The 21,528-nt window shown below is 49.4% G+C and carries 19 protein-coding genes and 1 rRNA gene; 9 read left to right on the top strand and 11 right to left on the bottom strand.

The genetic code is table 11. The features are described 5' to 3' along the window. Nucleotides 1-25: 25 nt before the first annotated feature. The 10 genes from D3P08_RS25660 to rpmH form a co-directional block, all read right to left on the bottom strand. Nucleotides 26-877, bottom strand: a complete 852-nt coding sequence (locus D3P08_RS25660; RefSeq protein ID WP_119602984.1) for a ParB/RepB/Spo0J family partition protein — start codon at nt 875-877, stop codon at nt 26-28. Beyond that, complete coding sequence (locus D3P08_RS25655) at nt 858-1,631, bottom strand: ParA family protein (protein ID WP_119602983.1); 774 nt, start codon at nt 1,629-1,631, stop codon at nt 858-860. Before D3P08_RS25655 ends, D3P08_RS25660 begins: the two co-directional genes overlap by 20 nt. Before the next feature lie 106 nt (nt 1,632-1,737). Continuing rightward, complete coding sequence (gene noc / locus D3P08_RS25650; protein WP_119602982.1) at nt 1,738-2,556, bottom strand: nucleoid occlusion protein; 819 nt, start codon at nt 2,554-2,556, stop codon at nt 1,738-1,740. Between the two features lie 597 nt (nt 2,557-3,153). Next, nucleotides 3,154-3,876: a 16S rRNA (guanine(527)-N(7))-methyltransferase RsmG gene (gene rsmG / locus D3P08_RS25645; protein WP_119602981.1), complete on the bottom strand. Its 723-nt coding sequence runs from the start codon at nt 3,874-3,876 to the stop codon at nt 3,154-3,156. A 3-nt stretch (nt 3,877-3,879) separates the two neighbouring features. Beyond that, a complete protein-coding gene (gene mnmG / locus D3P08_RS25640) occupies nt 3,880-5,766 on the bottom strand; it encodes a tRNA uridine-5-carboxymethylaminomethyl(34) synthesis enzyme MnmG (protein ID WP_119602980.1) in 1,887 nt (628 codons plus the stop codon). A gap of 9 nt (nt 5,767-5,775) precedes the next feature. Then, nucleotides 5,776-7,155, bottom strand: coding sequence for a tRNA uridine-5-carboxymethylaminomethyl(34) synthesis GTPase MnmE (gene mnmE / locus D3P08_RS25635; RefSeq protein WP_119602979.1), 1,380 nt, complete (start codon nt 7,153-7,155; stop codon nt 5,776-5,778). A 157-nt stretch (nt 7,156-7,312) separates the two neighbouring features. Then, nucleotides 7,313-7,933, bottom strand: a complete 621-nt coding sequence (gene jag / locus D3P08_RS25630) for an RNA-binding cell elongation regulator Jag/EloR (RefSeq protein WP_119602978.1) — start codon at nt 7,931-7,933, stop codon at nt 7,313-7,315. Continuing rightward, on the bottom strand, nt 7,930-8,709 hold the full coding sequence (locus tag D3P08_RS25625; protein WP_119602977.1) for a YidC/Oxa1 family membrane protein insertase: 780 nt from the start codon (nt 8,707-8,709) through the stop codon (nt 7,930-7,932). The genes jag and D3P08_RS25625 overlap by 4 nt, the downstream gene beginning before the upstream one ends. A gap of 212 nt (nt 8,710-8,921) precedes the next feature. Continuing rightward, nucleotides 8,922-9,260 carry a ribonuclease P protein component gene (gene rnpA, locus D3P08_RS25620; RefSeq protein ID WP_119602976.1) on the bottom strand — a complete coding sequence of 113 codons (339 nt, stop codon included), beginning with the start codon at nt 9,258-9,260 and terminating at the stop codon, nt 8,922-8,924. Between the two features lie 102 nt (nt 9,261-9,362). After that, the gene (gene rpmH / locus D3P08_RS25615; RefSeq protein WP_087572533.1) at nt 9,363-9,497 is read right to left on the bottom strand and encodes a 50S ribosomal protein L34; all 135 of its coding nucleotides are present in this window, start codon (nt 9,495-9,497) and stop codon (nt 9,363-9,365) included. Nucleotides 9,498-10,064: 567 nt separating this feature from the next. On the opposite strand from rpmH, the gene dnaA reads away from it, so the two are divergent. The 6 genes from dnaA (at nt 10,065) to gyrB (ending at nt 16,328) form a co-directional block, all read left to right on the top strand. Beyond that, nucleotides 10,065-11,417 carry a chromosomal replication initiator protein DnaA gene (dnaA, locus tag D3P08_RS25610; RefSeq protein WP_119602975.1) on the top strand — a complete coding sequence of 451 codons (1,353 nt, stop codon included), beginning with the start codon at nt 10,065-10,067 and terminating at the stop codon, nt 11,415-11,417. 157 nt (nt 11,418-11,574) lie between these two features. Next, entirely contained in the window at nt 11,575-12,717 is a 1,143-nt protein-coding gene (gene dnaN / locus D3P08_RS25605) for a DNA polymerase III subunit beta (protein WP_119602974.1), read from the top strand. Nucleotides 12,718-12,737: 20 nt separating this feature from the next. Next, nucleotides 12,738-12,956 carry a S4 domain-containing protein YaaA gene (gene yaaA, locus D3P08_RS25600; protein WP_119602973.1) on the top strand — a complete coding sequence of 73 codons (219 nt, stop codon included), beginning with the start codon at nt 12,738-12,740 and terminating at the stop codon, nt 12,954-12,956. A 30-nt stretch (nt 12,957-12,986) separates the two neighbouring features. Beyond that, the gene (recF, locus tag D3P08_RS25595) at nt 12,987-14,096 is read left to right on the top strand and encodes a DNA replication/repair protein RecF (protein ID WP_119602972.1); all 1,110 of its coding nucleotides are present in this window, start codon (nt 12,987-12,989) and stop codon (nt 14,094-14,096) included. 31 nt (nt 14,097-14,127) lie between these two features. Continuing rightward, entirely contained in the window at nt 14,128-14,379 is a 252-nt protein-coding gene (gene remB, locus D3P08_RS25590; RefSeq protein WP_119602971.1) for an extracellular matrix regulator RemB, read from the top strand. Between the two features lie 38 nt (nt 14,380-14,417). Beyond that, nucleotides 14,418-16,328, top strand: a complete 1,911-nt coding sequence (gyrB, locus tag D3P08_RS25585) for a DNA topoisomerase (ATP-hydrolyzing) subunit B (RefSeq protein ID WP_119602970.1) — start codon at nt 14,418-14,420, stop codon at nt 16,326-16,328. Nucleotides 16,329-16,394: 66 nt separating this feature from the next. Here the strand turns inward: gyrB and D3P08_RS25580 are convergent, their stop codons facing one another. Next, a complete protein-coding gene (locus tag D3P08_RS25580; RefSeq protein ID WP_119602969.1) occupies nt 16,395-17,147 on the bottom strand; it encodes a YheC/YheD family protein in 753 nt (250 codons plus the stop codon). Nucleotides 17,148-17,496: 349 nt separating this feature from the next. On the opposite strand from D3P08_RS25580, the gene gyrA reads away from it, so the two are divergent. From gyrA to D3P08_RS25565, 3 genes are all read left to right on the top strand, one after another. Continuing rightward, entirely contained in the window at nt 17,497-19,992 is a 2,496-nt protein-coding gene (gyrA, locus tag D3P08_RS25575; protein ID WP_119602968.1) for a DNA gyrase subunit A, read from the top strand. Nucleotides 19,993-20,014: 22 nt separating this feature from the next. Further along, nucleotides 20,015-21,085 (top strand): HD-GYP domain-containing protein, encoded by a 1,071-nt coding sequence (locus tag D3P08_RS25570; protein WP_119602967.1) that lies wholly within the window; start codon nt 20,015-20,017, stop codon nt 21,083-21,085. Between the two features lie 298 nt (nt 21,086-21,383). Continuing rightward, a 16S ribosomal RNA gene (locus tag D3P08_RS25565) occupies nt 21,384-21,528 on the top strand; the annotation flags it as partial.

The following is a 21,528-nucleotide window of genomic DNA, read 5'->3' as shown; positions in this document are numbered from 1 at the left end:
CGATATGCCACTGCTTTACCCTGTTCTAAGCCAGCCTCTGAAGCAGCTCCAACAAGCGCTCCAAGTCTTGCTTATTATAGTATTGTAGCTCGATTTTCCCTTTATCCTTCTGCTGCTTTATTTTTACTGTCGTTTTGAAACGCTCGCGCAGCGTTTCCTCTAACGATTCGATATATGGATCTCTTTTCTTTTGTTTCTGTGTTTTTTGCTCCGGAACCTGCCTCGTATCAAGCTTCTGAATGGCATCTTCCAGCTCACGTACACTCCACTCTTGGCTAACCGTTTGTTCCGCCAGCTCCTTCTGAACGGATTGCTCCTTAATGCCCGCAAGCGCTCTTGCATGTCCCATCGAAATTGTTCCACGTGAAACATATTCCTTGATCTCAGCAGGCAAGCTTAGCAGTCTTACGAAGTTAGCGATGTGTGAACGGGATTTCCCCACCTTCAAGCTTAACTCTTCCTGCGTAAGATTGAACTTATCCATTAACGCTTGATAGGCGATTGCAACTTCTAATGCATTCAAATCTTCACGCTGTAAGTTTTCAATTAGAGCAATTTCCATGACCTGTTGGTCGGAAAAGGTTCGCACAACTGCCGGAATCGTTGTGTTGCCGCAATATTGCGAAGCACGGAAGCGTCGCTCGCCCGCAATAATTTCGTAACCCTTTAGCACCGTTCTTACGATAATAGGCTGAATGACGCCATGCTGCTTAATGGATTCTGCCAATTCTTTGATGGAGTCTTCATCAAATGTTTTACGCGGTTGATACGGGTTGGGCCGTAGCTGTGTTAGAGGAACTTCAATGACCTTATCATCATCGTTAACAGACAACGATGGAATTAATGCGTCAAGTCCTCTACCTAGCCGCTTGCTCATACATGATCACTTCCTTCGCAAGTTCTAGATAAACTTCTGCACCCTTCGACCTTGGATCGTATGTGATAATAGCCTGCCCGTGGGATGGCGCTTCGCTTAACCGCACATTACGGGGAATAATCGTTTGATAAACCTTCTGTTGAAAATATTTCTTTACTTCCTCAATAACCTGTATGCCAAGGTTGGTCCTCGCATCAAGCATCGTCAGCAGGACTCCCTCAATTTGCAACGTTGTGTTCAGGTGCTTCTGCACCAGACGAACCGTGTTTAACAATTGGCTTAAGCCTTCCAAAGCATAATATTCGCATTGGATGGGGATTAGGACGGAATCTGCAGCAGTCAAAGAATTGATTGTTAAAATGCCGAGAGAAGGCGGACAATCAATCAAAATATAATCGAATTGGTTTTTAACCATATGAAGAGACTTTTTCAAACGAAGCTCGCGTGATATGGTCGGAACCAATTCAATTTCCGCGCCAGCCAGCTGAATGGTGGCAGGAATCACTTTAAGGCCTGGCACACTCGTTTCAACCATCGCTTCGTTCGGATGGACTTCATTAATTAGAACATCATAAATACAATTCGAAACATCTGCTTTATTTATGCCCAAGCCGCTCGTCGTATTCCCTTGCGGATCGATATCAACAAGCAGCACTTTTTTGCCCAGAGACGCGAGACACGCCGCTAAGTTAACAGACGTGGTCGTTTTACCGACACCGCCTTTCTGATTGGCAATTGCAATAATTTTCGACAATCTAACTCACCTCATAAGTGAAACTTTTGTACAAATGGCATCGCCGCCTTCAGTGAAGGCGGCACTTGGAATGGATGAAAATGAAGTTTAATGAGGTCAATAAGGGTTAACGTTTTGGAATTTGAATGACGATTTCGTAATGATCCTCATGATCCTTCTCATTTGTCTTAATTTGAAGACCAGAGCCGGACACCATTTCGATCGATTGTCTAATCGTATTTAATGCCAAACGTACATCTTTGGTAAACGAGATGCGTTTCACTTTTTTTGCTTTTGCCGCTTCCTTCAGAAAAGCAATGCGGACCTCTGTCTGCTTCACATTCAATTCTTTCGTCAAAATTTCCTCAAGAACCTTCAATTGAAGCTCCTCGGAATCAAGCGAAAGCAGAGCGCGCGCATGACGTTCCGTTATTTTACGTTCCATTAGAGCAAGCTTGACCGATTCCGGCAGCGCAAGCAAACGAAGTTTATTCGCAATCGTTGACTGACTTTTGCCCAGACGCTGTGCAAGACTCTCCTGCGTTAAATGATGGAGCTCGATCAGCTTCTGATAAGCGACCGCTTCTTCAACGGCAGTTAGACCTTCCCGCTGAAGATTCTCTATTAGAGCGATGGAGGCTGTCTGCGAATCATTGAATTCACGCACAATCGCCGGAATGGTTTCATATCCAAGCTTCGTGACTGCGCGCCAACGTCTCTCCCCTGCAATAATCTCATACCGATTATTGCGGACACGAACAACGATCGGTTGGATGACGCCATGTGTCTTAATAGTCTGACACAGCTCGTCTATCCGTTCATCATCGAACACCGTACGAGGCTGAAAAGGACTCGTATCAATGTCGCCAACCGGTATTTGTCTCACTTCTTCTTGACCCGAGCGTTGTTCACTCAAACCGAACAAACGAGAGAATTGTTCTTTCATATCGATTACTACCACCCAATTATGTGATGAGTAAACCTCTATCGAATGAATTCGCGTAACAAACTCGATTCGCAAGCATAGAGGCAGGTATTATCGCCAATAAGAGATTAGCGTTCCGTCTGTCCGGAAGCCTATAAAGTCTTATGTGGTATATCCTAAGCCGCACATACTTATGTAGCATAGCATCGACACTTAGGTATGTTTCGAAGAGAAAGACCCGCTCATTGTTGAGAGGAAATTCCGTCAAATAGTTAAATTCGACTCTCTTCGAGTAATCTCCTGCTTGACAGAGTGATTTGATGCGCGATTTTCACTTTAAATATATTTCCAAACAAAATTTTGTCACAACTTGCTTAAAGTATTGCCGCTTAAGCTTTTTAGACAAGTCCTGACAATAGATCTTTTCGTTTAAACAATGAAGGCTCGGAAACGTCTTCCTTTGGATTGAGCTGATTTTCTGTCAAAAACCTCTCAAAGTCAGGAGCTTGTCCATCACTCTGCCTTAATCCTAGATCGGCAAATCGTTCTGGCACTACCGGCATCATCCATAAACTGACGATATAAATGTTTCACGTGAAACATTTTACCTTTTACGTATTAAATCAAAGGCTGCTTCAAAGGTGTACCTGCTTTTCTTGGATATTTGCGCGGCGTCGGTTCTTTCTTCTCAACGAGTACAATGTGACGTTCCGCTTGCTCATGTGGCAGGCTGAATCCAAACTCGGATTTCAAACGTCCTTTCAGCTCGCGCAGGCTAACTGCAGCCTCCTTCACCTCTTCATCAGACTGAGAGCCCTTCATTGCCGCGAAGAAACCGCCCGGCTTCACAAAAGGTAAGCAAAACTCATTCAATACATTTAATCTGGCAACCGCTCGAGCAGTCGCCAAATCGAACCGGTCTCTATATTCCGGCATTCTTGCAATATCCTCCGCGCGGCCATGAACGCATTCAACCTGTTCCAGGCCGAGCGCCTCAGAAAGCGCCTTTAGAAAACCGATTCGCTTATTTAAGGAATCTACGATAAGTACCTTAAGGTGAGGGAAACAAATTTTAAGCGGAATGCTTGGAAAGCCCGCTCCAGAGCCAATATCAGCGATGCTGCCAACTTGGTTAAGGTCTACAAAGAAGGAGAGAGAAACCGAATCGTAAAAATGCTTCTCATAGACAGCGTCACGTTCGGTAATTCCCGTCAAATTCATTCTATCGTTCCAATCAACCAGCATCGTGAAATACGTCTCGAATTGCTCGAGCTGGCGGGGAGAAAGAGAAATCCCTTTCTCCTCCAGCGCGGCAACAAACCATTGCGTCGTCTTATCCATCCTCTATCCTCTTGCCGCCTTCACGCGGTTATAATGCTCCAAATACACGAGCAGGATTGAAATATCAGCAGGCGTAACGCCGGCAACACGAGATGCCTGGCCAATCGACAGCGGACGAATGACACTAAGCTTCTGCTTCGCTTCGGAAGCAAGCCCGTTTACTTCTGCATAATTAATATCGTCCGGGATAAGCTTCTTCTCCATCTTATTCAGACGCTCTACCTGCAGCAGCTGCTTTTCTATATAGCCCGCATACTTGATTTGAATTTCGACCTGTTCCTTCATCTCGTCCGTCAATTCAAAAGGAGAAGGCGAAACCGATTCAAGATGCGCATACGTCACTTCCGGTCTTCTCAGCAATGACAAAATATCTCCGCCCTGCGTAAGCGGTGCGGATCCTGCGGACGCCAGCATCTCCGCTACATCGTCAGGCTTGATCTTCGTCGTGCTTAGCCGCTCTACCTCCATCTCCACCAGCTCTTTCTTACGCAGGAAGCGCTGGTAACGTTCCTCTGGAATCAATCCGATCTCATAACCAATCGGCGTAAGGCGAAGATCCGCATTGTCATGGCGGAGCAGCAACCGGTATTCCGCGCGGGATGTCAGCAGCCGGTACGGGTCATTCGTTCCTTTCGTTACGAGATCATCAATCATTACCCCGATATAGCCTTGGGAACGCCCGATAATGACCGGCTCTTTGCCCTGCACTTTACGCGCCGCATTGATACCGGCCATAATGCCTTGTCCCGCTGCCTCTTCGTAGCCCGAGGTGCCGTTAATTTGTCCAGCTGTGAATAAGCTGTCGATCTTCTTCGTCTCCAAGGACGGCCACAGCTGGGTGGGGATAACTGCATCATATTCAATCGCGTAGCCTGTACGCATCATCTCAACTTTTTCCAATCCTGGAATTGAACGTAAAATATCGAGTTGGACGTCCTCCGGCATGCTTGTGGACAATCCTTGCACGTAATATTCGGATGTGTTTTTGCCTTCCGGCTCCAGGAAAATTTGATGCTTCGGCTTATCCGCGAAGCGGACGATTTTATCCTCGATCGACGGGCAATAACGCGGACCCGTCCCTTCGATCGCTCCGGAGAACATCGGCGCGCGGTGCAGGTTATCGTTAATAATCTGATGCGTCTTCTCCGACGTATACGTCAGCCAGCAAGGCAGCTGCTCATTATCCGAAGACTCGGTTTCGTAAGAGAAGAACTTCGGCTTCTCGTCGCCCGGCTGAATCTCCGTTTTGGAGAAATCAATCGTATCCTTATGCACGCGCGGCGGAGTACCCGTTTTAAAGCGGATCAGCTCGAGGCCGTGCTCTTTAAGGGATGCGGACAACCGGACAGACGGCTGCTGGTTGTTCGGTCCGCTCTCGTACATGAGCTCGCCCATAATAATTTTGCCGCGCAAATACGTTCCCGTCGTCACCACGACAGCCTTGGCGCGATATTCCGCTCCCGTCTTGGTCACGATACCGACGCATTTGCCGTCCTCTACGATCAACTCCTCCGCCATCCCCTGACGCAAAGTCAGATTAGGCGTCTCCTCGATCGTTTTCTTCATAATATGCTGATAAGAGAACTTATCCGCTTGCGCGCGCAGCGCGTGAACGGCCGGTCCTTTACCCGTATTAAGCATCCGCATTTGGATAAACGTCTTATCTATGTTGCGCCCCATTTCCCCGCCAAGCGCGTCAATTTCGCGTACGACATGGCCTTTCGCCGGTCCGCCGATCGACGGATTGCAAGGCATAAACGCCACCATATCCAAGTTAATCGTCAAGAGCAGCGTCTCGCAGCCCATTCTGGCTGAAGCAAGCGCGGCTTCGCAGCCTGCGTGACCCGCTCCAATAACGATGACATCAAATTCACCAGCCACATATCCCATTCCATATCCCTACTTTCCAAGACAGAACTGTGAAAATATTTGGTCTATCAACGAATCTCCCGCTTCATCCCCTAAAATTTCGCCAAGGGACTCCCACGCTGATCTTGCATCAATCTGAATTACATCAATCGGAATGCCGGCGTGCGTCGCTTCAATCGCGTCGGTAAGCGATTGCCTTGCCCTCTTCAGCAGCGAAATATGTCTAACATTGCTGACATAAGTCAGGTCGTTAGCCTCCAGCTGCCCCTCGAAAAACATCTCGCTAATTGTCGATTCCAGCGCATCGAGTCCTTGCTCCTGCAGCACCGACATTTTTACGATAGAGTCCTTCGACACGAACCGCTTGACTTCTTCCAAATCCAACCGGGCCGGAAGATCCATTTTGTTAATAATAACGATCACCGAACGGTCCTTCAGCTGCTCCAGCAGCTGCCGGTCTTCCTCGCCCAGCGGTTCATTATAGTTCAACACGAACAAGATCAAATCGGCATCCTGCAGCGCATCCTTAGACCGTTCCACGCCGATCCGCTCCACCACATCGCTTGTTTCGCGAATGCCTGCCGTATCGAGCAGCCGCAGCGGAATACCGTTCAGCGTCACGAATTGCTCAATGACGTCCCGCGTCGTGCCGGGAATATCCGTCACGATCGCTTTGTTCTCCTGCGTTAACATATTCATAAGAGACGATTTGCCTACATTCGGGCGGCCGACAATGGCTGTCATAATGCCTTCCCGCAATATTTTGCCTTCATTCGCCGTTTTTAGCAGCTTATCGATTTCCGCAATGGCGGACTGGCACTGCTCGCGAATATACGCACTCGTCATCTCTTCGACATCATGCTCCGGATAATCGATATTGACCTCAATATGCGCAAGCAGCTCGATCACCGTTTGGCGCAGCGCTTTAATCCGCTTCGATAACGCCCCTTCAGCCTGCTTTCTCGCGACGGAGAACGCGCGGTCCGACTTGGAACGGATCAAATCGATAACCGCCTCCGCCTGCATCAGATCGATGCGGCCGTTCAAGAAAGCGCGCTTCGTAAATTCGCCTGGCTCCGCCGTTCGAATCCCATCCTGCTGCAGGACAACATCCAGCACCTTCTTCACGGCGATCACGCCGCCATGCGCGTTAATCTCCACGACATCCTCGGCCGTGAACGAACGCGGCCCTCTCATTAAAGTGACCAGCACTTCCTCCACCTTCTCGCCGGAGGACGGATCTATGATATGCCCGTAATGCACCGTATGCGTATCGGCGTCTTTTAGACTTATTTTCGACTTAAAAATCGGGTCGATCCCGCTTATGGCTTGCGGGCCGCTTACCCGGATAATCGCAATTCCGCCTTCCCCTACCGCAGTAGAGATCGCTGCAATCGTATCATGCACCATGCTTTATCAGCACCTCTCAAGCCAACATAAATGGAAAAACAGCAATGACCGAAGGAGCCATTGCTGCATACATACGCGGGGCTGCTGCCGACCTTCTCCAGAAGGCACAGCCCTGCGCGTTGAAATTATAAGCTCGTACAACCAAACATATCGCCGCTCACTTCAGCGCAATAACGACTCTCCGGTTCGGCTCGTCGCCTTTGCTGAACGTCTTCACCTTCGGGTGATTCTGCAGCTGCGAATGGATAACCTTGCGTTCATGCGAGGTCATGGGCTCAAGAACGACTTCCTTTCTTGTGCGGATGACGCGCCCTGCCAGACGTTCGGAAAGCTCCTCCAACGTCTTCCGGCGACGCTCGCGAAAATCCTCTGCATCAAGGACGATTCGAAGATGACTGTTTGAATAACGGTTAGCTACAATATTGACCAAGTACTGCAAAGCGTCTAACGTGCCGCCGCGGCGGCCGATCAGCATGCCAAGGTCACCTCCGCCCGATACGGACAGCAAAGCGCCTTCTTTCGTCAGCTTGCGTTCAACGCTGACGGACAAGCCCATTGTTCTTGCTACATCCTGTAGAAACTGCTCGGCTTCCTCCAGCGGATCCGGGATAAGCTCCAGCTCCACCTTCGCATCCTTGGCGCCGAACAGTCCGAACAGCCCTCTCGAAGGCTGCTCCAACACAACAATTTTCACGCGTTCTTCCGTTACTTGCCAAGTAGCCAATCCATTACGCACCGCATCGTCTATCGTCTTGCCCGATGCAACGATTTTCTTCATTTCGCAAGGACCTCCTTCTTACCCTTGTCTGATGAACGTACGTACAGGAAATAGTTTTGAACGATCGTATAGATGTTACTGAATACCCAATACATAGGAAGAGCCGCAGGGAACGATAACGACATCACGAAAATCAGAACTGGGAAAATCGTCAGGATAATCCCCATGCCCGGAGCCGCCTGCGTCTGCGTCTTCTGCATCATCTTCGATTGAATAAAGGTCGTAGCCGCAGCAAGGACAGGAAGGAAGTACCACGGGCTCGGCTCGCCAAGAACAATACCGAACAATTTCTCGGTACGGATATCCTGATTCCAATAAATCGCGTTATAGAGCGCGATGAATACCGGCATCTGCACGATCAGCGGCAAACAGCCCGCCATCGGATTCACCTGATGCGTCTGGAACAGCTTCATCGTCTCTTCCTGCTGCTTCTGCGGATTATCCTTATATTTCTTCTTAATTTCCGCCATTTGCGGCTGAAGCGCTTGCATCGCTTTCGAGCTCCGGTATTGTTTAATCGTCAGCGGCAAGATCAGCGTCCGAACAACAATCGTCAGAAGAAGAATCGCAAGCACATACGATCCGCCCATCCAATCGGCGAACGTATCAAGCGTTATCGCGAAATAATAAACAACGTTTTTCTCCCAAAAGTTACCCTCTGTAAGGTCTTCCGTATCCACCGTATGGTTAACGGGCGCGCAACCTGCAAGCAGACCCACAAGCATGATCAAACCTATTACAAGAAGCCATTTTCGTTTTGAATTCCGAAACAACATGCAATCTCCTCTCTGAGAGCTTCTTTAACATTCTATTCCACCATAGACTATACCATAATTTACAGCGCAAAGAAACAAGCCGGGGACCTGTCCACAGGCTCATTTCCAGACGTGCTGCATTTCATCACAATCCACAGCCAATATGGTACAAAAAAGAGCTGTGAATAAGTCATTTTCATACAAAATCACTTCGAATTCGGCAAGCGGCTTCCTTACTTCAACAAGCCGGCCTTCTTGAGCACATGAATAACGCTCTTCTCCATCTCTTTATAGCCCATCGTTGTGGCTGGCTTTCGCACAATGAGAATAAAATCGGTGTGCGGCAGCACGCGATCCTCCAAATGGCGCACAATCTCCTTCACCATCCGCCGCATTCGATTGCGCATGACGGCATTTCCGATTTTTTTACTGGCGGATACGCCAAGGCGGAACGGCTCCGCAGCCTTTTGCTTCGACCAATAGACCACGAACTGTCCATTCGCAAAAGATTTGCCGCCCCTGTAGATCCGGTTGAAATCCTCTCGATTTCGAAGACGCAATGCTCTGCGCATAACAGCTTTCCACCGTCCCCTTCCTCCATCTTACTAGTATCACCAGATAAGCCTTTATCTAAATCTGAGCAAAAAAAAAGACCACCGGACGTGGTCTTCATCTTACGCGCTCAGTACTTTTCTGCCTTTTTGACGACGAGCCGCCAAAACTTTACGACCGTTCTTCGTGCTCATCCGTTTACGGAAGCCATGCACTTTCGCACGTTTGCTTACATTCGGTTTAAATGTAGGTCTCATTTATGCTGCACCTCCTATATTACATATGAAAAGCGTACTCGGCCAAAGCCGCTACATTCCTCAAAAATCACTTTTACTATTAAAGCACGCCGGCGGCCAAAAGTCAATGTCTTGGAGGCTCCCAGCCCGTCTGGCAATTCATACCCTATTTAAACTGTGGATAAAATGCAAGGTGTATACCTCCGGCAGAAAATTAATAACATGTGGACAAATTTCCGAGGCCGAATGAAAACTTTGTCGAAATCTTAACAAGATATAAACAATATCTAGTATTGTCGATAACTTTTATACACAACTTATTGACGATGTGGATAATATGCTCAATTCCGTTGAAATATAAGGCGTCATTTGCTATGATGGATATGTTTTCGTTGTGGATGTAAAGGTTTATACCCCCGATTTATTAACAGGCTGTGGATAACATTGTGAACAATTTTATCCCCTATTTATAACTCAAAGTACGTTAATCCGTCATAATGTGGATGAAATCGTGAGCAACGATTCCATTTCGACATATTTCTGCTTTACTGCGCGATCTGCGCGAAGATGAATAAGGAGTGACAATCTGTGGACAGCCATACCTACGATTTGTGGCAGCAAGTATTGTCAATTATCCAAACGAAGCTAAGCAAACCAAGTTATGATACCTGGTTTAAGGAAACAAAGGCTTCGTTTGTCGATGATTCCGTACTTGAAATAACCGCGCCCACAACCTTTGCCGCAGAGTGGCTGGAAGGACGCTATACCAAGCTCATTCGGTCGACCCTTTACGAATTTTTGGGCAGGCAGATTGATGTGAAATTCTCTGTCGGCGAGCCGAAATCTGCCGACCCAAGCGTCGTTCAACCGCCGAAGCCGCAGAAAGCGCCCGTTATTGTGGAAGAGACGCATTCGCATATGCTGAATCCGAAATATACGTTCGACACGTTCGTTGTCGGCGCCAATAACCGGTTCGCGCATGCAGCGTCGCTTGCGGTCGCGGAAGCGCCGGCCAAGGTCTATAACCCGCTCTTCCTATATGGCGGCGTTGGACTCGGCAAGACGCACCTCATGCATGCGATCGGGCATTATATTATGGACCATAATCCGAATACGAAGGTCCTCTATATCTCCTCGGAGAAGTTCACGAACGAATTCATTAACGCGATTCGGGACAATCAAGGCGAAAGCTTCCGTACCAAATACCGCAATATTGACGTTCTGTTGATTGACGATATTCAGTTCCTGGCCGGCAAAGAGCAGACGCAAGAGGAATTCTTCCATACCTTCAACGCGCTGCACGAGGAACGCAAGCATATCGTCATCTCCAGCGACCGGCCGCCGAAGGAAATTCCGACCCTTGAGGATCGGCTGCGTTCCCGGTTCGAATGGGGACTCATCACGGATATCCAGCCGCCGGACCTCGAGACGCGAATCGCGATTCTGCGGAAAAAAGCGAAGGCCGAGAATCTGGACATTCCGAATGAAGCGATGAACTATATCGCGAACCAGATCAATACGAACATTCGCGAGCTCGAAGGCGCGCTGATCCGGGTAGTCGCTTACTCCTCGCTCATAAACGCCGATATTACCTCGCATCTTGCGGCGGAAGCGCTCAAGGACATCATACCGTCAGGGCGCCCGAGAATGATCACGATCAGCGATATTCAAGCGAAAGTCGGCGAGTTCTACGGGCTTCGACTTGAGGAATTTAAGGCGCGGAAGCGCACGAAAGCGGTCGCTTATCCAAGACAAATCGCGATGTACTTGTCCAGGGAGCTGACAGACTACTCCCTGCCGAAGATCGGCGAGGCGTTCGGCGGAAGGGACCATACGACCGTCATTCATGCCCATGAGAAAATCTCGCAGCAGCTGAAGGAAGACCAAGAGCTGTTCAAAATCATTCAAAACCTGACTGAGAAAATAAAAAATCAAATGTGAACAACCAAGCAAGCCTATGCACACGCTATGCACATGTGGATAGGCTTGCTTTATCCCTGTTAGACGGGGTTATCCACATATTCAGGGCCCCTACTACTACGTCTACTAAGATTTTTATAAAAAATATCTTCTAAAAACAGCAGAAACGGGTGACGAAATGAAACTGACCATTTCCAAAAACGAGTTGAACGACGCGATTCAACAAGTCGCTAAAGCAGCCTCCGCAAGACCGGCCATTCCAATCCTTGGCGGTATCAAAATCGACGTAAATCATCAATTCGTCACGCTAACGGCAAGTGATACTGATATATCTATTCAAAGCTTTATTACCGTAGAACAAGAAGATCTCGTTATTGCAACGATTGAAAAGCCGGGAAGCGTCGTTCTTCCTTCCAAATTTTTTGCCGAGATCGTCAAGAAGCTGCCTTCCGACCAAGTCGTTATTGAAGTCGGCGCGAACTTCCAGACGACCATTCGTTCCGGCTCCACCGAAATTCAAATGGTTGGCCTCGATCCGGAAGAGTTCCCGGTGCTGCCTTCCATTGAACAAAATGAAGTGCTCCAGGTGCCGGGAGACCTGATCAAAGCCATGATTCGGCAGACGATTCTGGCTGCCTCCACCAGCGAACAAACCCCGATTCTAACAGGCGTGCTCTGGAATTTGCATGACGGCGAACTGAAGTTCGTGGCGACGGACCGCCACCGGCTTGCCAGCCGCACGACAAAGGTAGATGCAGAAAGCTCCTTCAATTTCAGCAATGTCGTTATTGCCGCTCGAACGCTCAACGAGCTGTCCCGTCTGATTCCGGACCAAAACACGGTTGTGGATATCGTTGTGGCCGACAACCAGGTCCTTTTTAAAGTGGATAATATCTTGTTCTATACCCGCATCCTGGACGGCACCTATCCGGATACGTCGAAAATTATTCCACAGGTATTCGAAACGGAGCTTGTGCTCGATACTAAGAATCTAACGGACGCGATCGACCGCGCTTATTTGATGTCCCGCGAGGAAAAAACGAATATTGTGCGGTTAACGACGATGGATGACGGCATGATCGAGATTTCCTCCAGCTCTACGGAGCTCGGACGGGTTACGGAACAGCTGGAAGCCTCCAGCATGACCGGCCAGCCGCTTCGCATCGCGTTCAACTCCAAATATATGCTTGATGTGCTTAAAGTCCTCGACAGCGAGAAGCTGTTCATCGGGTTTACCGGCGCGATGAGACCGATCATTATTCGGCCGATGGATCATGACTACAGCATGTATGTCATCCTGCCTTACCGCACAACAAGCTAGGCCAGAGAGGAAGCGAAAGCATGAAAGAAATCGAAATTCGGACGGAATATATTGCGCTCGGACAGTTTTTGAAGCTGGCGGACTGTATATCCACAGGTGGACAAGCGAAATTTTTTCTCCAGGAGACAGCTATCCACATAAACGGTGAGGCTGATAACCGCCGCGGACGCAAGCTCTATGTTGGGGATAAGGTAGAAGTTGAAGGCTGCGGCACTTTCGTCGTAGCGGCAGGCAAGTAAGCGAGGGCGGACCGCCGGGAGGCTCGTAACGTGTTTTTAAACAGCATCGAATTGCAAAACTATCGGAATTACAGCGAGCTTAAGCTTGCGACTCCGAATAAAGTGAATGTGTTCTTAGGGCCGAACGCGCAGGGCAAGACGAATCTGCTTGAGGCAATCTTTGTCTTGGCCTTGTCGAAATCGCACCGAACGTCGAAGGATAAGGAATTAATCGGCTGGCAGGCCGATTCGGCGAGAGTCGGAGGAGAGGTTAACAAGCGGTACGGCACGGTCAAGCTCGACTTAATCTATTCCTCGCAAGGCAAGAAAGCGAAGATCAATGGACTGGAGCAGCGCAAGCTTAGCGATTTCATCGGGTCCTTGAACGTCGTGATGTTCGCGCCGGAGGATCTGGAGATTGTAAAAGGTTCACCGGGCGTTCGCCGCCGATTTCTCGATATGGAAATCGGGCAAGTGCAGCCCGGTTATTTGCATACCCTTACGCAATACGGCAAGGTGCTGCAGCAGCGTAACAATTATTTGAAAACCGCTTCGCCGGGCAGTGTCAATAACGCCATGCTGGACGTATGGAATATGCAGCTGGCGGAGTTCGGTGTTAAAATCATGAAAAAGAGGAAACACTTTATAAATAAATTACAAGCGTTCGCGGAGCAAATTCATGCCGGCATTACGGGCGGCGCGGAGCAGCTGACGATCGAGTATCGTCCCTCTTTCGATACGGACGCCCAGCAAGATGAATCTGTTTTATTTGAGCAATTTATGATAAAGTTAACACAGGTGAGAGATCAGGAGATTCGAAGAGGGGTAAGCTTAACGGGCCCGCATCGCGATGATCTGGCCTTCTTTATTAACGGCAAGGAAGCCCAGGTATTCGGATCGCAAGGTCAGCAACGCACGACGGCTCTATCGCTGAAGCTCGCGGAAATCGAGCTGATTAACGAGGAGATCGGCGAATACCCTCTGCTTCTGCTGGATGACGTCTTGTCCGAGCTTGATCAGAATCGGCAGACGCAGCTGATAGAAACCTTTCAGAGCAAAGTCCAAACTTTTATTACGACGACCGGCCTGGAGAGCGTCAACATGAGCAAGCTCCATGATGCCGGCATCTATTATGTGCGGGAAGGCAAAGTGACAGTCTAATCGGGCGATTAAGGGAGAAGTGATTTGCGGGATGTACATTCACTTGGGCGGAGAGAAGATTATCCGCGCGGCCGAATTGGTAGCGATTTTCGATATATCGATCGAGCAATCCTCCAAGCTGTCCAAACAATTCGTAGCCGGCGCGCTTAAGCGCAAGGACGTCGAGACGATTGGCGAGGAAGATCCGAAGTCGATCGTAGTGACACAACGAAAAATTTACTATTCGCCGATTTCATCCTCTACGCTGAAGAAGCGAGCGCATCATTTTGCGGCGAATGGATAACGAACAGGAAGAGCAGTTGAGAGGAGCAGTGAACTTGCATGTCTTTGGAACAGCATACGTATGACGAGAGTCAGATACAGGTTCTGGAAGGACTAGAGGCGGTACGCAAACGCCCCGGGATGTATATCGGCTCCACCAGCGGCAAAGGCCTTCACCATCTGGTATGGGAGGTCGTCGACAATAGTATTGACGAAGCGCTTGCCGGTTATTGCAACAAGATCGATGTTATTGTTCACGAGAACAACAGCATTACCGTCATCGATAACGGCCGCGGCATTCCGGTTGGTATGAACGCGAAGCTTCAGAAGTCGACGCTGGAAGTCGTCATGACGGTTCTTCACGCAGGCGGCAAATTCGGAGGCGAAGGCTATAAAGTGTCCGGCGGTTTGCACGGCGTCGGCGTTTCCGTTGTGAATGCCTTGTCGGAACATGTCCGCGTGCAGGTTAGCCGCGACGGCAAGATTTATCAGCAGGAGTACCGCAGAGGCATTCCGCAATACGATGTGAAGGTTATAGGCGATACGGATACTACGGGAACACGCACGACGTTCCTGCCAGACCCCGAGATCTTCACGGATACGACCGTCTATGACTACGAGACGCTTCAGAACCGGATTCGCGAGCTGGCGTTCCTGAACAAGGGAATCGAGATCACGCTGACGGACGAGCGGACGGGTGTTTCCAATTCGTTCAAATACGACGGCGGCATCAACGAATTCGTAACGTTCCTGAACCGTAACCGCGAAGTGCTCCATGAGACGCCGATTTACGTTGAAGGAGCGAAAGATAATATTCAGGTTGAGGTTTCGCTTCAGTACAACGACAGCTACTCGGAGAATATTTATTCTTTCGCCAATAATATCAATACGCATGAGGGCGGTACGCATGAATCCGGCTTTAAGAGCGCGTTAACCCGGATCATTAACGATTACGCCCGGAAGTCGAGTCTGATCAAGGATAATGACTCCAACTTCTCCGGCGATGACGTGCGTGAAGGGCTTACGGCGATTATTTCGGTCAAAATTCCGGAGCCGCAATTCGAAGGACAGACGAAGACCAAGCTGGGCAACAGCGAAGTGCGCGGTATCGTGGAGTCGTTCTTTGCGGAGAAATTCCAGGAATTTATGGATGAGAACCCGACGGTATCCCGCAAGATTGTTGAGAAGGGCTTGCAAGCCGCCCGCGCGCGCGAAGCTGCGCGTAAGGCGCGCGAGCTGACTCGCCGCAAGAGCGCGCTCGAGGTCGGATCGCTGCCAGGCAAGCTGGCGGACTGCTCCTCCAAGGACGCGTCGATCAGCGAGCTGTATATCGTCGAAGGCGACTCCGCGGGCGGTTCCGCGAAGCAGGGCCGCGATCGCCACTTCCAAGCGATTCTGCCGCTGCGGGGTAAAATTTTGAACGTAGAGAAGGCCCGTCTTGACCGTATTCTCGGCAACGCCGAGATCCGCGCCATTATTACGGCGCTTGGAACCGGCATTAGCGATGACTTTGATATTTCGAAGGCCCGTTATCATAAGATCATCATCATGACGGACGCCGACGTCGACGGGGCGCATATCCGCACCTTGCTGCTGACCTTCTTCTATCGCTATATGCGTCAAATTATCGAAGCCGGCTTTGTGTATATCGCGCAACCGCCGCTCTTTAAGATCGAGCGCAATAAGGTCGTTCGTTACGCGCTGACGGAAAAGGAGCGGGACGCCATTATCGCCGAGTTCGGCGAGGGCGCCAAGGTGAACATTCAGCGATACAAAGGTCTCGGCGAGATGGACGCGACTCAGCTTTGGGAGACTACAATGGATCCCGAGAGCCGTTCGATGCTGCAAGTATCGATCCAGGATGCGATTGAAGCGGACACAATTTTTGATACGCTAATGGGCGATAATGTAGAGCCTCGTCGGGAGTTTATTCAGAAATACGCGAAATATGTAACCAATCTTGATATTTAAGCGAGGAAGAGCAGCCATTCATCGGAATGGGCTGCTCTTTTTTTTGCGCTTCTTGCGCCGGATAGTTTACTTCATTCCGCCGTAGGCCTTGGCGTACCGCGTTACTTTTCGCTGCATACTTGTGTCAATCTGCTTGAAGGCATACAAATGCGGCTTCGTATTCACTTCAAGGATCCAGGGATGGAAATCGGTGTCGATCGCGATATCCGCGCCAAGCTCCTTCAATCCGGGATAAGCTTTGCTAAGCTGGCGGCCAATCATAACGCCAAGCGTTTTCAGGTCTCTTCTGTAGGTCGCCACATCGGCCGCGCTTAAATGCTCGGACAGCAATCGCTCGAGAGGCAGGAGGGTTCCCCCGCTGTGATAGTTGGTTACGACGTGATCCGGATGCGACAGCCGGCCGATGAATCCGGTTGTCTCCCAGCGGTTGCTTAAGTTTTTTTGGATCATGACTCGGATGTCGAACCGCCTGTTGCGGTACGTCAGCAAATCAATGCCTTTCTGCACGAGATAGCCTTTTCTGCCTGTGTAATCCTGCAGTGCCCAGTAAAGCTCGTCGAACGTTTCAAAGGAGTATTCTCTGTTCTGAATTTGATAGCGATAGCCTGGAGAAGGCTCACTAAATCTCTCAACCCGGATAACGCCTTTGCCGAACGTGCCTTCAATCGGTTTTATATAAACCATGTCGAATTGTTCCAGCATGGCATGGAGCGCGGTCCGGCTGAAACGTTTGGTGAGCGGAACATAGGGCCGCAGCTCCCGCGATTGCAGCAGGGCCTTTGTTTTCGCCCATTTGCTCCTTACTCTTCGAATCGCCAATGTCAAACCACCTTTCCTTTTAGTCTAAGTCAGGGTCGAACGATGTTTGAGCACACCCGAATATATAGCCTCCGGATTGACGAACGGAAAGCAATTTTTCTCGTAAGTAAGAGGCAAGAGACAAGACAGACACTGGAATGAATGGTATAATAAAAGTTGGGTCTATTTACTTTATGTCTAATATTTTCTTATGGAGATGAACGTCGGCCTATTTTTACCGAATCGTTTAGAATAGGGCCTTGGACCCGGAAGCGCTGCTTTAGGCAAGGTTTATATGCGCTTCATTTGTGAAAGTAATATATGGAAAGAGTCATTGAGTCACAGATAGATGACGTCAGGGAGGTTAAGCATGGCGGAAGAACAACGAATGTCAGTGACAGACCGTGATATCGGCATAGAGATGCGAGATTCCTTTATGGATTATGCGATGAGCATCATCGTAAGCCGCGCTTTGCCTGATGTGAGAGACGGATTGAAGCCGGTTCATCGCCGTATTCTGTACGCGATGTCCGACCTGGGCATGTCACCGGACAAGCCTTTTAAGAAATCAGCCAGAATCGTTGGCGAAGTTATCGGCAAGTACCATCCACATGGCGATTCGGCGGTATACGAATCGATGGTCAGGATGGCGCAGGATTTCTCCATGCGGTATATGCTTGTTGAAGGACACGGCAACTTCGGTTCGGTTGACGGTGATATGGCGGCGGCCATGCGTTATACAGAGGCCCGTTTGTCCAAGATGGCAATGGAGCTTCTTCGCGATATAAACAAAGAAACGATAGATTTTGCTCCGAACTATGACGGAGAAGAGCAAGAGCCGGTCGTATTGCCTTCAAGGTTCCCGAATCTGCTGGTGAACGGGGTGACCGGTATTGCCGTAGGTATGGCGACGAATATTCCGCCGCATAACCTGAATGAGGTCATTGACGGCGCTCAGGCGCTCATCCGTAACCCGGATATTACATCGCTTGAGCTGATGGACTATGTGAAAGGACCTGACTTCCCGACGGCAGCGTTCGTCTTGGGCCGTAGCGGGATCCGTCAGGCTTATTTAACCGGACGCGGTTCCGTAACGATGCGGGCAAGAGCGACCATCGAAGAGAATAACGGCAAAGCTCGCATTATCGTTCACGAGCTGCCTTATCAAGTCATTAAGGCGCGTCTTGTTGAAAAAATCGCCGAGCTGGTCCGCGAGAAGAAAATCGAAGGGATCACCGATCTCCGCGACGAATCCGATCGCAACGGCATGCGCGTCGTTATCGAGCTTCGGAGGGACGTTAATCCGAACGTCGTTCTTAACAACCTGTACAAGCAGACGCAGCTTCAATCCAACTTCGGCATCAACATGCTCGCGCTTGTAAATGGCGAGCCGAAGACGCTTAATCTGCGCGATATGCTGTATCACTACTTGCAGCACCAAATCGAGGTTATTCGCCGTCGTACAGAATACGATCTGAAGAAGGCGGAGGCACGCGCGCATATCCTGGAAGGCTTGCGTATTGCGCTTGATAACTTGGATGAGGTAATCGCTTTGATCCGTGCTTCGCAAACGACGGATGAAGCGCGCGAAGGCTTGATTGCCCGGTTTGCGCTTTCTTATGATCAGGCGCAAGCGATTCTCGATATGCGTCTCCAGCGCTTGACAGGTTTGGAACGCGACAAAATCGAGGCGGAATACGAGGAGCTTATGCGCAAGATCGCGGAATACAAAGCGATTTTGGCGGACGAGCAGCTCGTGCTGGATATTATCAGCAAGGAGCTTGATGAGATCAAAGAAAGATTCGGCGACGAGCGCCGCACCGAAATTACGGCGAGCGACGAAGAAATCTTGGACGAGGATCTAATTCCTCGCGAGGATGTCATCATCTCGATTACGCATTCCGGCTATATAAAGCGTCTGCCGGTAACGACTTACCGCAGCCAAAAACGCGGCGGCAAAGGCGTGGTCGGCATGGATACGAAAGAAAATGATTTCGTTGAGCATCTTTTTGTATCCAACACGCATCATTTCTTGCTCTTCTTCACCAATAAGGGCAAGGTTTATAAGCTGAAAGCCTATGAAATTCCGGACCTAAGCCGTACGGCTAGAGGAACGCCGATCATCAACCTGATCCAAATCGAGCAGGGAGAGACGATCAATGCGGTCATTCCGGTTCAGGCATTCGATTCCGAGCAGTACCTGTTCTTTGCAACGAGACAGGGCGTCGTGAAGAAAACGCCGCTTGATGATTACAGCAATATCCGTAAGGTAGGTCTAATCGCGATATCCTTGCGTGAGGACGACGATCTCATTGGCGTCAAGCTAACGGACGGCAACCAAGAAATTATTATGGGCACGGCGCAAGGCATGTCCATTCGTTTCTCGGAGCATGATGTTCGATCGATGGGACGCTCGGCAACCGGCGTGAAAGGTATCGGCCTGGACGATGACGACACCGTTATCGATATGGATGTTGTGGTTCCGGATAGAGACGTACTGATCGTGACGTCGAAGGGCTATGGCAAGCGTACGCCGGTAAGCGAATACCGGATCCAGAACCGCGGCGGCAAAGGTATCAAGACGCTTAACGTAACAGAAAAGAACGGTCCGATCGTCTCCCTCAAAGTGGTTGAGAATGACGAGGATCTTATGATTATGACTGCCCTTGGCACGCTCATTCGGACAAGCATGGAAGGAATCTCGACCATGGGCCGTAATACGCAAGGCGTGAAGCTGATTAATACGCGCGAAGACGATACGGTTGCAACTGTAACTCGCGTGGCACGCAGTGAAGAGGCTGAAGCGGAGACGGGAGAAGAAGGCCAAGATAACGAGCCTTCATCAACGGATCCAATAACGGACTAGCAAGCAGAGGGAGGGGACTTCCATGAGTGTAGTAGCGGTATCGAAGGTGAAGCTGGGCGACAAAATTATAGAGGATGTCCTCACCCCGCTTGGTAGTGTATTAATGCACAAGGGTAAGATTTTAACGCCTAAGGATATTGATATTCTGCAAGCGTTCCTCGTAGCTGAGGTGACCATAGAGAACCAGCAGGGCGAAGCGAAGAGCGGGGAAGAGAAGAAAGAAAACTCGGCTGCAGTGAAAAAGGTTCAGCTCCCTGCGACCAATCTGCAGAACGAGTATGAAAAAATGATTGATCTCATGCGGAAAGTGTTCAACTCGTCTACCGTACAAGGTATGCCCGTTATGGATATCCGGGTGCAGTTAGAACGTCTTCTGCAGCATATAGCCGACTATAAAATCCTTACGTTTATTCCAAGAGTGTTCCAGCAAGACGACTATCTGCTCCATAAGAGCGTAACTTCCGCCCTGACCTCCTATCTTATAGCGCAATGGGTCGGACAACCGCAGAAAGAGTGGATGCAAGTCGCGCTAGCCGGGTTACTGAAGGATATCGGCAATGTTCGGATCGATAAAAGTATCTTGTCCAAGCCGAATGCGCTGACGCCGGAAGAAAATGAGGAGATGAAGCGGCATACCGTTTTTGGTTATCAGCTCCTCAAAAATGTCGCGGCGCTTAATGAAGGGGTAAAGCTTGCAGCTTTGCAGCATCATGAAAAGGTTGACGGAACAGGATATCCGCTCGGCATTGACTCGACAAAGATCCATCCATACGCCAAGATCGTAAGCATAGCGGACATATTCCATTCGATGACGCTGAATAAAGCTTATCGTAAAGCAGCTTCGCCTTATTTGGTGTTGGAGCAGCTCCTTAGCGAATCGTTTGGTAAGCTGGACCCTGCATACGTTCAAATCTTTATCGAGAAAGTGACGGCATTCCATAACGGAACCGTTGTTCGATTGAGCGATGAGAGAATTGGTGAAATCATATTCTCAGACCGCACAAATCCGACACGACCATGGGTGTCCGTCGGCGGAGCGATTGTGAACTTAACGATCGAGAGACATCTTCATATCAAAGAAGTCATCAAATAAAACATGGACGGGCCATTTATTCTTTCCTCGCAAGGAAGGAATAAATGGCCCCATTGTTTGTAAAAATAAAAAAAAGAAAAAAACACTTGCATTCGTATAGGCAAACGTGATATATTATCTAAGTCGCCGCTGAGACACGGGCGACACGGAAGAAAAAGATTGTTCTTTGAAAACTGAACAACGAGCGAAACTGCCCTGTTAATTCGGTAACGAGTTAATAGATATAAGAAGTTTTCGTACTCGGCTTTAGCCGATGCGAAAAGCTTCAAGCAACAAACGTAATGAGCAATCAAACACTTTTATGGAGAGTTTGATCCTGGCTCAGGACGAACGCTGGCGGCGTGCCTAATACATGCAAGTCGAGCGGAGCTAAGTGAAAGCTTGCTTTCACGATGCTTAGCGGCGGACGGGTGAGTAACACGTAGGTAACCTGCCTGTAAGAC

The organism is Paenibacillus nanensis (assembly GCF_003583765.1).
Taxonomy (GTDB): domain Bacteria; phylum Bacillota; class Bacilli; order Paenibacillales; family Paenibacillaceae; genus Pristimantibacillus; species Pristimantibacillus nanensis.
Note: the sequence above shows the minus strand (reverse complement) of the source record. Positions and strands in the feature narration are given on the sequence as shown.